The organism is Streptomyces sp. NPDC001890, from assembly GCF_042891445.1.
GTDB lineage: Bacteria > Actinomycetota > Actinomycetes > Streptomycetales > Streptomycetaceae > Streptomyces.
This window is the reverse complement of sequence record NZ_JBIATE010000046.1, coordinates 1-13,131: the sequence shown is the minus strand read 5'-3', so window position 1 is coordinate 13,131 and position 13,131 is coordinate 1. Positions and strand designations below refer to the sequence as shown.

General features: G+C 72.7%; 12 protein-coding genes. All 12 read left to right on the top strand.

The features are described from left to right. Positions 1-66 precede the first annotated feature (66 nt). Positions 67-900, top strand: coding sequence for a BTAD domain-containing putative transcriptional regulator (locus ACFYY1_RS41025; RefSeq protein WP_388595021.1), 834 nt, complete (start codon positions 67-69; stop codon positions 898-900). A gap of 67 nt (positions 901-967) precedes the next feature. Then, on the top strand, positions 968-1,738 hold the full coding sequence (locus tag ACFYY1_RS41020) for a ScbR family autoregulator-binding transcription factor (protein ID WP_388595019.1): 771 nt from the start codon (positions 968-970) through the stop codon (positions 1,736-1,738). A gap of 33 nt (positions 1,739-1,771) precedes the next feature. Next, positions 1,772-2,536: a phosphopantetheine-binding protein gene (locus ACFYY1_RS41015; protein WP_388595018.1), complete on the top strand. Its 765-nt coding sequence runs from the start codon at positions 1,772-1,774 to the stop codon at positions 2,534-2,536. Positions 2,537-2,567: 31 nt separating this feature from the next. Further along, complete coding sequence (locus tag ACFYY1_RS41010) at positions 2,568-4,430, top strand: polyketide synthase (protein ID WP_388595017.1); 1,863 nt, start codon at positions 2,568-2,570, stop codon at positions 4,428-4,430. After that, complete coding sequence (locus ACFYY1_RS41005) at positions 4,427-5,251, top strand: 4'-phosphopantetheinyl transferase family protein (protein ID WP_388595015.1); 825 nt, start codon at positions 4,427-4,429, stop codon at positions 5,249-5,251. The genes ACFYY1_RS41010 and ACFYY1_RS41005 overlap by 4 nt, the downstream gene beginning before the upstream one ends. A 221-nt stretch (positions 5,252-5,472) precedes the next feature. Then, the gene (locus ACFYY1_RS41000; RefSeq protein ID WP_388595014.1) at positions 5,473-6,432 is read left to right on the top strand and encodes an MBL fold metallo-hydrolase; all 960 of its coding nucleotides are present in this window, start codon (positions 5,473-5,475) and stop codon (positions 6,430-6,432) included. Positions 6,433-6,710: 278 nt separating this feature from the next. Continuing rightward, on the top strand, positions 6,711-7,532 hold the full coding sequence (locus ACFYY1_RS40995; protein ID WP_266738047.1) for an AfsR/SARP family transcriptional regulator: 822 nt from the start codon (positions 6,711-6,713) through the stop codon (positions 7,530-7,532). A gap of 168 nt (positions 7,533-7,700) precedes the next feature. Further along, positions 7,701-8,486 carry a thioesterase II family protein gene (locus ACFYY1_RS40990; protein WP_388595012.1) on the top strand — a complete coding sequence of 262 codons (786 nt, stop codon included), beginning with the start codon at positions 7,701-7,703 and terminating at the stop codon, positions 8,484-8,486. Between the two features lie 5 nt (positions 8,487-8,491). Further along, complete coding sequence (locus ACFYY1_RS40985) at positions 8,492-9,760, top strand: beta-ketoacyl-[acyl-carrier-protein] synthase family protein (protein ID WP_388595010.1); 1,269 nt, start codon at positions 8,492-8,494, stop codon at positions 9,758-9,760. Next, complete coding sequence (locus tag ACFYY1_RS40980; RefSeq protein WP_388595008.1) at positions 9,757-11,100, top strand: ketosynthase chain-length factor; 1,344 nt, start codon at positions 9,757-9,759, stop codon at positions 11,098-11,100. Before ACFYY1_RS40985 ends, ACFYY1_RS40980 begins: the two co-directional genes overlap by 4 nt. 115 nt (positions 11,101-11,215) lie before the next feature. Then, on the top strand, positions 11,216-11,479 hold the full coding sequence (locus ACFYY1_RS40975; protein WP_072488764.1) for an acyl carrier protein: 264 nt from the start codon (positions 11,216-11,218) through the stop codon (positions 11,477-11,479). Positions 11,480-11,525: 46 nt separating this feature from the next. Continuing rightward, the gene (locus ACFYY1_RS40970; RefSeq protein ID WP_388595006.1) at positions 11,526-12,731 is read left to right on the top strand and encodes an FAD-dependent monooxygenase; all 1,206 of its coding nucleotides are present in this window, start codon (positions 11,526-11,528) and stop codon (positions 12,729-12,731) included. The last annotated feature ends 400 nt before the right edge of the window (positions 12,732-13,131 follow it).

The following is a 13,131-nucleotide window of genomic DNA, read 5'->3' as shown; positions in this document are numbered from 1 at the left end:
TGTTGACAAACCGCCTGCCCTGTTTTTTACTGGCCGAGGCTCATCCACGGACGCGGGGAGAATGGCGTGGACATCGAAGTACTGGGCACATTGGCGGTGCGGGAGAACGGGGTCTCGATCACACCCACCGCCGCCAAGCCGAGACAGGTTCTGGCGCTGCTGGCACTCCATGCCGACCAGGTCGTTCCGGTGTCGGCTCTGATAGAGGAGTTGTGGGCGGGAACCCCGCCGCGCAGCGCCAGGACCACACTGCAGACCTACGTGCTGCAGCTGCGGGCCCTCATCTCGACCGCGCTGGAACAGAGTCAGGCCGACGGCGACACGGGCCGCGGCACCGCCAAGGACGTGCTCGTCACGCTGCCGGGCGGCTATCTGCTCAACAGCGGCGGCGGCACCAGCGACGTACGCGAGTTCGACCGACTCGCGGGCATGGGCTACCGGGCGATGGACGGGGGCGACTTCCCGGGCGCGGCCCGGCTGCTGCGCGAGGCGCTGTCCCTGTGGTCCGGCCCGGCCTTCGCCGACGTACAGGGCGGCATCCAGCTGGACATGGAGACCCAGCGGCTGGAGGAGACCCGGCTTTGCGCGCTCGACCAGCGCATCGAGGCCGATCTGCGGATCGGCCGCCACCGCGAGCTGCTTGCCGAACTGACCGTACTCGTCAGCCGGTACCGCACCCACGAGAACCTGCACGGGCAGTTCATGCTCGCCCTGCACCGCTCCGGCCGCCGGGGCGAGGCCCTCGACGTCTACCAGCGGCTGCGCACCACGCTGGTGCGCGAGCTCGGGCTCGAACCGTCCGCCGCCCTGCGCAGGCTGCAGCGCTCGATCCTCATGGCCAGCCCCGAGAACCCGGCGATGGCGGAGAGCGGCGCCGAACGACTCGTCCGCGTGGGCTGAGATGGCCGCGCGCAACGCCGGGGGTGCGACCGCCGTCCGCCCGATGGCCCGGACACGTAACCGGTCCATGGGACGAGCGGGCACCGTGGTGCAGGAGAGGTCGGAGCGGACCCGCAGGAAGCTGGTGCAGGCGGGGGCCGAGCTGTTCCACCGCAACGGCTACGCGAACGCGACGCTCGGCGAGATCGCCGCGTACGCCGGAGTGACCAAAGGAGCGCTGTACTTCCACTTCGCCTCCAAGGAGGAGTTGGCGGAAGCCGTACAGCTACGGGGATGTGCGCTGCTGCATGAGGCGTTGCGCGAATTGGGCGCAGCCGGACTGCGTCCGCTGCAGATCCTGGTCGACACGACCCATTGGCTGGCCCGGAACCTGCGGGAGGAACCGGCGATCCCGGCCGGCATCCGCATCGCCAAGGAGTGCGCGGGCCTGTGTGAGGGAGTCACCGACTTCCACCGCGTCTGGCTCGCGGCGGTCTGCGAGCTGCTGGGGCAGGCCAGGGAAGCGGGGGAGCTCCGCACCGGGATCGCCTGGGAGAGCATCGAATCGCTGGTGGCCGCGGCGGCCTGCGGAATCGAGACGCTGGCCGGTACGGGAATGCCTTACGCCGAGCTCCAGCGCCGGGTCACCGGGCTGTGGTCGCTGCTGTTGCCGAGCCTGGTGCCCGGGGGCGCGGAGGCGGACTACCGCGCCGGGACGCCGGGGACGTACCCGCCACTCCGCACTGTGGAGGAACCCGCGGACGGCCCTTTGGGCGGCCCCCTGGACGCCCCCTTGGACGTCTCCTCGGGCGTCTTCGGGGCACCGGTACCGGCCGGGGTCACCGGCAGCGCCGGGTGAACGTGTGCCACCGACGGCTTGGAGGAGCCTGCGATGACGATTGAACATCCCGCGGATGTGTTGACGGACCTCATCGGGGTCCTCGGCGACGTCCTGCGGGTCAAGCCGGAGAAGATCGACCCCGACCAGACCTTCCCGTCCCTGGGCCTCGACTCGCTGCTGATCGTGGAGTTCGTGGCCGTCGTCAACGGACGGTACGGGCTCCAGGTGCGTGCCACGGACCTGTACGACTACCCGACCCCGGCGTCCTTTGCCCAGGAGGTCAGGCGGGCCAGGGCCGCCGCCCCCGCCGGTGCGGGATCCGCAGGATCCGTTGGTTCCGCCGGTGCGGCTGGTTCCGTTGGTTCCGCCGATGTTGTCGCTCCTGCCGGTTCTGCGGCCTCTGCGGCTCCCGAGGGTGCTACGCGGATCGCGGAGGTGCTGCGTGAGCAGCTGGCGGCGATCCTGTGCTGCGACGCGTGGGAGATCAACACCACCGCAGCCTTCAATGTGCTCGGCATGGACTCCATCGTGGCCGCGGAGTTCATCGCCGCGGTCAACCGCACCTTCGGACTCCGTGAGCGCTCGGTCCTGCTGTACGAGCACCCCAACCTGGCCGCCGTCGCGGCGTACATCGCGACCCGTACGGGCGGGTTCGCGCCGGACGCCGAATCCGCCCGGAAGCCGGCCCCGGTGTCCGCATCCGCCTCCGTCGCCCGGCCGGCGCTCCGCGGCGACGTCGACGTCCTGCTGGACGCGATCCGCGACGACCGGCTCACCGTGGACGAGGCAGTCGTGCTGCTCGCCCGCCGTGGCTGAAGCTGTTCCACCCCATAAGGAGCGCGTCCCGATGGACGAGAAGGAAGTCCTGACCCGGTTCAAGAACGGCCATCTGGACCGGGCCCAGGCGGCCGCGCTGCTGACCGGCGCGGCCGGTGCCGTCGGCATCTCCGCCACCCGAGCAGCGCCCGTCGTCCTCCGCCTGCCGGACGCCTGGCCCGAGCCGGAGGTCATGGAGGGTCCGGTTGCGGGCCGTGCTGTCGCCCCTGCGCCTGTCGCCCCTGCACCGGCCGAACCGGTTGCCGTGGTCGGGATGGCCGGGCGCTACCCGGGGGCGCCCGATCTCGCCGCCTTCTGGCGGCGGTTGCGTGCCGGGCACGGCAGCGTATCGGCGCCGCCGCCCGGACGGCCCGGCAACGAGATCGGCCACTACCTGGAGCGCGTACAGGACTTCGACCCCGGGTTCTTCGGGATCGATGTGCGTGAAGCGGCCCTGATGGACCCCCAGGAGCGCCTGTTCCTGGAGACCGCGTGGGAGGCCCTGGAGGACGCCGGATGCACCGGCGGCCGACTGGACGCCCTGACCGCCGCGGACGGGACGGCGCGCAGCGTCGGCGTGTTCACCGGAGCGGGCAGCGGTGACTACGCGCTGCTGGCGGCCGGTACGTGGACGTCGGAGCGGCCCCGGCCGATGCCCGGCGGCGGGCGGTGGAGCCTGCCCAACCGGTTCTCGTCTCTGCTCGGCCTCACCGGCCCCAGCCAGTCTGTGGACACCGAACAGTCCTCCGTGCTCGTCGCTCTCCATCTCGCGCTGGCCGCCCTGCACCGGGGCGAATGCGCCGCCGCGCTCGTGGGCGGCGTCCAGCTGCTCCTGCACCCGTCCAGCCGACGGCCCGGAGCGGGCGAAGGTGTCGGCGTACTGCTCCTCAAGCCCCTGGCGCGGGCCCTGGACGACGGCGACAGCATCCACTGCCTGGTCCGCGGCAGCGCCGTGGGCCACCTCGCACCGGACGCAGCGGTCTCGGGCCCCGGCCGCCGCTCCCGGACCACCGACGCGGCCCCGGCACACGCCGCCGCGCTGCGGGTGCCGCACGCGGCGCTGCGCGCGGCCGGTGTGGAGGCGTCGGCCACCGTCGTCCGGGAGGACGCCGGATCCGTACGCGCGCTCGTCGGCGAGGCCGGGGCGGCGACCGGGGCGGCCTCGCTCACCCGGGCGGTTCTCCAACTGCGCCACCAGGAGCTGGCGCCCGGTCCGCGGCGTGCCGAGGCCGAGGCCTGGGAGCGCGAGGACGCGGCCCCGCGAAGGATCCGCGTCGGGGTGCGCGGGGCGGGCGGCGCGGACGCGCACGTGGTCCTGGAGGAGTACCTCCCGGCCGATGCGGGCCCGGTGGCGGCCGACAAGGGCCCGGACCCGGATCCGGTGACGGTGGACTTGGCCCCGGAGCTGTCCGGGGCCGGCGAGCTGTTCGTCCTGTCCGCTCCCACCCCCGCCCATCTGGCCGCCACCGCACAGCGGTACGCGGAGCTGCTCGGCGGGCCGGGCCCGGTGCCGCCGCTCGGGGTGCTCGCACGGGCCCTGCGTACCGGCCGGTCCGCCATGGACTGCCGGTTCGCGGCCGTCGTCGGCGACACCGGCGAACTGGTGGACACGCTGGAGCAGTTCGTACGGGACGGTGCGCCCTGCGCCGACCTGAGGGACGGCGGCGCCGACCCGCTGGGGCTGGCCGACGCACCCGAGACGTACGGGTATCTCGCCGCGCTGTGGCGGGCCGGGCGGCTGCACCAGCTGTGCGGCCTGTGGCTGTCCGGGCTCGACGTCGACTGGGCCGCCCTGGAGCGGGCCCACGGAGCGGGCGCCGTGGCCGTACCGCTGCCCGCGTCCGCTTTCCTGCGCGTCCCGCTGTGGCTGGGCGGCGAGGAGGGCCCGGCATGACCGCGCTGACCTCCGCCCGCCCCGCCGAGCCGGGCAAGTCCGAGCCGGAACCCGTCAATCTGTGGTTCTGCCCCAACGACGAGCTCACGCCCCAGATCGCCGCCACCCTGGCCTCGCACTGGCTGGACGAGAACGAACAGGAGGTGGCGGGCCGTTTCCTCTTCGAACGCGACCGCCGCCAGTACCTCGTCGCCCACGCCCTGGTGCGCCGGGTGCTGGCACTGGAGACCGGCATCCCCGAGGCCGAGGCGATCATCTGGCGTTCCTCGCGCGGGCGGCCGTTCCTCCAGACGCCCGCCGGAGGGCTGCCGCGTGGCGCCGACACCCTGGACTTCAACCTCTCGCACGCCAACGCGTACAACCTGCTGGGCGTTTCGCGCGGGCTGCGCATCGGCGTCGACGTCGAACGTCTCGACCGCGGTGAACGCGGCCTGGAGAACATCATCGCCACCTTCTCCGCCGAGGAGCAGGCATGGATCGCCGGGGCGGCCCCCGGGCGGTCGAGGGACCGGCGCGCGCTGCGCCTGTGGACGCTGAAGGAGGCGTACTCCAAGGCGCGCGGGCTGGGGCTCGGACTGCCCTTCGACTCCTTCGCGTTCACCCTGGCCGAGGACCGGGGCGTGCTCGCCTTCCGGCCGCCCGCCGACGACTCGGCCGCCTGCTGGCGGTTCCTGGAGATCGAGCCGGTGCCCGAGGCACTGGCCGCGGTGGCGGTGGAGGTCGACTCCGGACACGTGCCGGCCGTCCAGCTGCACCACGGGTTCCCCTGGGGCCGCGCCGCTCCGCGCCGTCTGGTGTTGCAGGAGACCGTCGGTGTGTGACGGCCCGGCCCTCGCGCCGTGGCCGGAACGACACCCCTGTAGCGGCGATGAATGAGGCGGATAATTCCGCTGGAGGAATTCCGAACAATCGCCGGGAAAACGCTTGAAGGACGGTCGAGACGGCGGAAGAGGCAGGCCGGGATCCGGATAGCTTGAATTCGGATTCCGGATCATCGGCGGGCCCCGCCGTGGCCCGTCGATGACGAAGAAAGAGGTGCCCCGTGCATGCCGCCGCCGATGCCGCCCATGCCGCCCATGCCGCCGATGCCACCGATGCAGCCGACGTCATCGATGTCATCGAGGTGGCCGAGGGTGTTCACGCGTACGTTCAGGGCGCGGGCGGCTGGTGCCTGAACAACGCGGGCATCCTCACCAGCGGCGGCCACAGCGCGCTCATCGACACCGCCGCCACCGAGAGCCGGGCCCGCCGGCTGCGCCGGGCCGCCCTCGCGCTGGCGCCCCGCCCGCCGCGCGCCGTGGTCAACACGCACTTCCACGGCGACCACACCTACGGCAACTTCGTCTTCCCCGAAGCCCTGACCATCGGTCACGAGCGGACCCGCACCATGGTCCGGGCGGCCGGGCTGCACATGGCGGGTCTATGGCCGGACGTCTGCTGGGGCGACATCGAGATCACCCCGCCCGAGCTGACCTTCCGGGACCGTACGACGCTCCACGTGGGCGCGATCAGGGCCGAGCTCATCCACATCGGTCCGGCCGCCCACACCACCGACGACACCATCGTCTGGCTGCCCGACCAGGGCGTTCTGTTCACCGGTGACCTCGTGATGAACGGCGTCACGCCGTTCTGCGTCATGGGCTCGGTCGCCGGATCCCTGCGCGCCCTGGAACGGTTGCGCGCCCTGGGTGCCACGACCGTCGTCCCTGGGCACGGGCCGGTCGGCGGCCCGGAGATCCTCGACGTCAACGAGGCGTACCTGCGCCGGATCCGGCAACTGGCCAGGGAGGGCACCGAGGCCGGGGCGACCCCGCTCGAACTGGCCCGGACCGCCGGCCCCGGCCCGTACGCGCACCTGCTCGACAGCGAGCGCCTGCTCCCCAACCTGCACCGCGCGTACGCCGAGGAGCAGGGCCTGCCCGATGGCGCGCCGCTGGACGTCCCGGCCGTCTTCGCGGAGATGGCCGAGTACCACGGCCGCCCTCCGGAGTGCCTCGCCTGAGCCGCTCCGGGCACCCGGAAACCGGTCCCGCGGCTCCTCACCGGCCGGTCGCTCTGCTTCTCACCGGCCGGTCCCGCGGCTCTTCACCAGCCGGTTGTTTCTCTTCGTATTTTGCTCCCCGAACGGAATTCACCAGCGTTTTCCGGCACGCGGTCGGTGTGGCGGAGGGTCGCTCGACACCGGCTTGAGAATTTCGGGACATTGCCCAGTGTCCCGCTACTGTTCGGGAAGTCGAAGGCTGAAAATCGATGGGAACTCGACGAATTACGGAGGAGACCGTGAAGATTCAGGTTCTGGGTCCGTTGAGTGCCGAGGTCAACGGGGGCTCGATTGTTCCGACGGCCGGCAAGCCGCGCCAGATTCTGGCGTTGCTCGCGCTGTACCCGGGGCGGGTGATGCCCGTACAGACCCTCATGGAGGAGATCTGGGGCACCGAACTTCCGCAGAGCGCGCTCACCACCCTGCAGACGTACATCCTGCAACTGCGCAGAAGACTCGGCACGGCCATGGGGCCGGGCGCTCCGGGCAACGCCAAGGACGTGCTCGCGACGCGGCACGGCGGCTATCTGCTCCAGATACCGTCGGACTCCGTGGACGTCCACGCGTACGACAGTCTCGTGGCCGAAGGGCAGGGCGCGTTCGAGACGGGGGACGACGAGCGCGCGGCCGAACTGCTGCGCAAGGCCCTCGGGCTGTGGAACGGTCAGGCGCTGGTCGACGTCCGGGTCGGGCCGATCCTGGAGATCGAGGTCATGCGGTTGGAGGAGAGCCGGCTCGTGACGATCGAGCGGCGCATCGACGCGGACCTCCGGCTCGGCCGGCACGCCGAGGTCATCGCCGAGCTGACCGAACTGATCGCGCGGCACCCGCAGCACGAGGGGCTGCACTCGCAGGCCATGGTCGCGCTGTACCGCTCCGGCCGCCAGGCCACCGCCCTGGACGTGTACCGCAGGCTGCGCGGCCGCCTGACGGACGAGCTCGGTGTAGAGCCGTCCCCGCAGCTGCAGCGCCTGCACCAGGCGATGCTGACGGTCGATCCCGCGCTGGACGTGATGGCAGGGCCGCGCCGCGGATCGACGTTCGACCTCTACGCGGCGTAATTCCGGCCGCAGCCGGGGCGCCCCACCACCCCACCACCCCACCACCTTGCCGCGCCCGCCGTCCACCGCCTGCCGTACACCACCTGCCGTCCCGCCGCAGCGCGGCCTCGCACCCTGCAGACCCGTTCGAGCCTTTTTCGAGCGAGGTCGGTGAGGGTGGAGGCCGACGTGGCGGTTCTCGGGGAGGTGGCGATGGGCGACGGTCAGACCCTGCGGCTGCACTGTTTTGCACACGCGGGGGCCGGGGTGTCCTCGTTCCACCAGTGGGACAAGGCCGCCGGCGGTGCGGTGCGGATCTCGGCCCGGCCGTTGCCGGGGAGGGACAAGCGGCGCCGTGAACCCCGGCTGACCGGACGCGAGGAGCTGCTCGCCGACCTGGGGCCCCTGTTCGAGCGGATAGCCGAGGAGCCGTCGCAGCCGTACATGCTCTACGGGCACAGCCTCGGAGCGATGGTCGCCCTCACGGTCACCCAGGAACTGCGGAAGGCCGGGCTGCCGATGCCCGCACTGCTCGCCGTCGGCGCCTGCCCGCCGCCCCACGCACCGGCCGCGCTCATGGACGCCGCCGAACTGCCCGACGAGGAACTGCTGCGGGTACTGGACGGGTTCGGCGCGCTGCCGCCCGGAGTGCGGCAGGGAGACGTGTGGTTCCGGTCGGTGTTCCCGGTGCTCCGCGCCGATCTGCGGCTCGTCCGCAGCCTCCGTGCCGCCGCCACCGGGCCGGCGGCACCCGGCCCCGTGCCCGTGCCGCTGCTCGCGATCGCCGGGCAAGAGGACCCCCTCGCCGATGCCGAGGCCGTCGCGGGCTGGGAACGCTGCACCACCGGGAGGTTCGTCCGGCGCACCGTGCCCGGCGGCCACTTCTTCGTACGGGGCCGTGAACTGCCCCGGATGCTCGGCCGGGCCGCCCGCATCGTGCTGCGCGGCCACCGCGACCAGACAGGACAGAGGTAAGGGCGATGAGACGAGTCGTCATCACGGGCATCGGGGTCGTGGCCCCGGGCCGTCCGGGCACCAAGGAATTCTGGACGCTGCTGACCGAGGGCCGTACGGCCACCCGCGCCATCACACTCTTCGACGCCTCCGGCTTCCGCTCCCGGATCGCCGCCGAGGCCGACTTCGACCCGCAGGAGTCCGGCCTCACCGCCGAGCAGTCCGGGCGCCTGGACCGCGCCGCCCAGTTCGCCGTCGTCAGCGCCCGGGAGGCGCTGGCCGACAGCGGCCTGGCCGGTGCGTACGACGTCACGCGCACCGGCGTCACCCTCGGCAGCGCGCTCGGCTGCACCACCGGGCTCGACGCCGAGTACGGGGTCGTCAGTGAGCAGGGCACCCGTACCCTCGTCGACCACACCAGGGCCGTGCCCCACCTGTACGACTACTTCGTGCCCAGCTCCATGGCGGCCGAGGTGGCCCGCACGGCCGGTGCCCAGGGGCCCGTGGCGCTGGTGTCCACCGGCTGCACCTCCGGCCTCGACGCGATCGGCCACGCCGTGGACCTGATCCGCGAGGGAAGCGCCGACGTGATGGTCACCGGTGCGGCCGAGGCGCCCATCACCCCGATCACGGCCGCCTGTTTCGACGCCATCCGTGCCACTTCCACCCGCAACGACGAACCGGAAACCGCCTCCAGGCCCTTCGACCACACCCGTAACGGGTTCGTCCTGGGGGAGGGGGCCGCCGTCCTCGTCATCGAGGAGTACGAGCACGCCCGCACTCGCGGCGCGCACATCTACGCCGAGATCTCCGGTTTCGCCTCGCGCAGCAACGCGTACCACATGACCGGGCTGCGGCCCGACGGGGTGGAGATGGCCGCCGCGATCACCGCCGCGCTCGACGAAGCGCGGCTGCTGCCCGCGGACATCGACTACATCAACGCGCACGGCTCCGGCACGAAGCAGAACGACAAGCACGAGACCGAGGCGTTCAAGCGCAGCCTCGGGAAGCGGGCCCACGAGGTCCCTGTCAGCTCCATCAAGTCGATGATCGGGCACTCGCTCGGCGCGATCGGGGCCCTCGAAGTGGCCGCCTGCGCCCTGGCCATCGAGCACGACACGGTCCCGCCGACGGCGAATCTGCACGAGCCCGACCCGGCCTGCGATCTCGACTACACCCCGCTCACCGCACGCCGACTGCGTACCGACGCGGTACTGACCGTCGGCAGCGGCTTCGGCGGCTTCCAGAGCGCGATGATCCTGACCAGCCCGAGCCTGGAGGGCACAGCCGCATGACGACCGTCATCGCTCCCCGCGACCACGCAGAAGTTCCCCACGACCGCATCGAATCCCCCCGCACCCCCGCAGAAGCCCCCCGCGCTTGTGCCGAATCCGCCACCGGCGGGTCCGCGCGCACCGCCGAGGCCGTCGTCACCGGGATCGGCGTCGCCGCCCCCAATGGCCTCGGCACCGAGGCGTGGTGGGCGGCCACCTTGCGCGGCGAGAGCGGCATCCGTCCGCTGACCCGGTTCGACGCGGGCGGCTATCCGGTGAAGCTGGCCGGTGAGGTGCCCGGATTCGTCGACGCCGACCATGTCTCCAGCCGGCTGTTGCCCCAGACCGACCGGGTCACCCGGCTCTCGCTCGCCGCCGCCAAGGAGGCGCTCGACGACGCCGGAGCCGACCCGGCGCAACTGCCCGACCATGCCGCGGGCGTGGTCACCGCCAACTCCTTCGGCGGCTTCGAGTTCGGCCAGCGAGAGCTTGAGGCGCTGTGGAGCAAGGGCGGCCGGCATGTCTCGGCGTACCAGTCCTTCGCGTGGTTCTACGCGGTCAACAGCGGCCAGATCTCCATCCGGCACGGACTGCGCGGAGCCTCCGGGGTGATCGTCTCCGAGCAGGCCGGCGGCCTCGACGCCATGGCGCACGCCCGCCGCCAGATCCGCAAGGGTGCCCGGCTCGTGGTCACCGGAGGCATCGACTCCGCGCTGTGTCCGTGGGGTTGGGCGGCCTATGTCGCCGGTGGCGGACTGACCGGGTGCGCGGACCCGGCACGTGCCTATCTGCCCTTCTCCGAGGACGCGGGCGGCCATGTCGTGGGTGAGGGCGGTGCGCACCTGATCCTTGAGAACGCCGAGGAGGCACGCCTTCGGGGGGCCCAGGTGTACGGAACGCTCGCCGGGCACGCCGCCACCTTCGACGCGGACGGGGTCTGCCGGCTCGGAGCGGCCGCGGAACTCGCCCTCGCCGACGCGGATGTGCACCCCGACGAGGTGGATGTCGTTTTCGCCGACGCGGCGGGCGACCGCATGGCAGACCGTGCCGAGGCGGCGGCGATCACCGCGCTCTTCGGCCCGTACGGGGTGCCCGTCACCGCGCCCAAGTCGATGACCGGGCGGCTGGCGGCGGGCGGCGCGGCCCTCGATGTGGCCGCCGCCCTGCTCACCCTGCGCGACCAGATCATCCCGCCGACCACCGGCACCGAACTCCCGGCGGACGACTGCCTGCTGAACCTGGTGACCGGAGCCCCCAGCCCCCGGCTGGGACTGCCGCTGCGCACCGCGCTGGTACTGGCCCGAGGACGTGGCGGCTTCAACTCCGCCGTCGTCGTCCGGGCGCCCGAGAACACGGCCTGAGCGACGCGCGACTCCGAAGCCACCGCCTGACCGATGCACCCGCCGAACCCACCGCCTGAGCGACGCGCACCCAGGAATCACCGAAGAACCGTACGACCGAGGAGAAGAGAGACCCATGGACCGGCTCGGACTCAGTGACCTGACCCGCATCCTGCGCGAGTGCGCGGGCGAGGAGGAGGGCGTCGACCTCGACGGCGACGTACTCGACCTGAACTGGATGGAACTCGGCTACGACTCCCTCGCCTTCCTGCAGACCGTCGGCCACATCGAGCGGGAGTACGGGGTGCTCCTCGACGAGGAGGCGCTGGACGAGGCCGACACCCCGCGGCTGTTCCTGACGATGGTCAACGAGGCGCTCGCCGCCAGTGCCGCGGTCTGAGCGGACGGCCGACGAACCGATGAAAGCGCCCGGGACCGATGTCCGCGTGGAAGCGGCGGAGACCGACGTCTGCATCGTCGGGGCGGGGCCCGCGGGCCTCGCCCTGGCCCTCATGCTGCTGCGCTCCGGGGTCCGGGTGACGCTCGTCGAGCGTTCCACCGCGCTGCGCCGTACGTTCCACGGCGAGATCCTGCAACCCGGCGGTCAGCAGGTGCTCGACGAGCTCGGGGTGCTCGACGCCGCGCGGGCCCGGGGAGCCGCGCCGCTGGGCGGCTTCCAGGTGCTGGAACGGGAGCGGGTGCTCCTGGACATCGACTACTCCCGGTTGCCCGCCCCGTACGACTGCCTGCTGGCCCTGCCCCAGCCGCACCTGCTGGACGAACTGCTCGCGGCTTGCCGCAGGCTGCCCGGGTTCACCCTCCTGGAGGGCCACCGGATCGCCGCCCTGCGCGAACGCCGTCCGGGCAGCCCCTGCACCGGCATCTTCGCGAACGGCCCGGACCGCACCCGGGTCAGCATCGAGGCCCGGGTCGTCGTCGGTGCCGACGGGCGGTTCTCGAAGACGCGCGCGCTGGCCGGGATCGACGCGGGGCGCTCCGAGTCCTTCGCGCACGACGTGGCGTGGTTCTCGCTGCGTGCGCCCGGCCGGGAGACCGGACGGGTCCGCGTGCACCGCGCGGCCGGCAGCGCCGTGCTCGTCCACGACACCCACCCCGACCGGCTGCGCGTCGGCTGGACGCTGCCGCACGGCGGCTGGCGCCAGGTCGCACGGCGCGGGATCGACGACATCCGGGAGGAACTGGCCGGTGCGCTGCCGCAGTTCGAGGACCTGCTGCACGACCAGATCAGGTCGATGAGCGACCTCACCCTGCTCGACGTATTCGCCGCACACGCCCGCGAATGGGTGCGCGACGGGCTCGTCCTCATCGGGGACGCCGCCCACACCCACGGCCCCATCGGTGCCCAGGGCATCAACCTGGCCCTCCAGGACGCGGCCGCCCTGCACCCCGTGCTGCTCGACGCGCTCGCCACCGGGCAGCCGACCCGTGAACGCCTGGCGCCCTATGCCCGGCTGCGCGTCCCGGCCGCGGCATCGGTCCACCGGATGCAGCGCATGCAGGCGAAGGCCATGTTCGGCGGCGGCAATCCCGTCGCAGGCTTCCTGCGCGCCCGCGCCGCGACCCTGGTGACCCGCACCCGGCTGGGCGCCCTGATCACCCACAAGGTGGCCTACGGCACCGGATCCCCTTGACCCGGAAAAAGCGGCTCTTCGCGCCCACTGGTCGGCGCATCCTCGGCCCTGGCGGGCCTCCGGTGCACCGACGGGGTCCGCAGGTGGTCGGGCGGCTGCGGACCGGTGGGGGCGGCGGCGAACAGCGTGGCTGAGGCCGGGCGGGGCTGAGCGAGACATACGTGGCGGGTGTTCCGTCGGCTGCGGCCGCGTCGTGGCGTGCTTTCGCGGGCTGAGGCCGGGGGATGCGGGCGAGGTTTTCACCGACGGGAGCGAGCGGGGCGCGCGCTGAAGGCCCTGTCGTGGGGGGGGGGGGGGCCCCCCCCCCCCCCCCCCGAGACGCACCCCGCCGCGCCGGGGCGGGCGGCGGGCCCCGCGCGCCGGCCCCCGGGAAGGGGCGCACCCCCCACACGCCCCCCGG

Coding starts and splice junctions, on each gene's coding strand:
- ACFYY1_RS41005 (WP_388595015.1), top strand. CDS start 4,427: ATGACCGCGCTGACCTCCGCCCGCCCCGCCGAGCCGGGCAAGTCCGAG.
- ACFYY1_RS40985 (WP_388595010.1), top strand. CDS start 8,492: ATGAGACGAGTCGTCATCACGGGCATCGGGGTCGTGGCCCCGGGCCGT.
- ACFYY1_RS41015 (WP_388595018.1), top strand. CDS start 1,772: ATGACGATTGAACATCCCGCGGATGTGTTGACGGACCTCATCGGGGTC.
- ACFYY1_RS40975 (WP_072488764.1), top strand. CDS start 11,216: ATGGACCGGCTCGGACTCAGTGACCTGACCCGCATCCTGCGCGAGTGC.
- ACFYY1_RS40980 (WP_388595008.1), top strand. CDS start 9,757: ATGACGACCGTCATCGCTCCCCGCGACCACGCAGAAGTTCCCCACGAC.
- ACFYY1_RS41020 (WP_388595019.1), top strand. CDS start 968: ATGGGACGAGCGGGCACCGTGGTGCAGGAGAGGTCGGAGCGGACCCGC.
- ACFYY1_RS41010 (WP_388595017.1), top strand. CDS start 2,568: ATGGACGAGAAGGAAGTCCTGACCCGGTTCAAGAACGGCCATCTGGAC.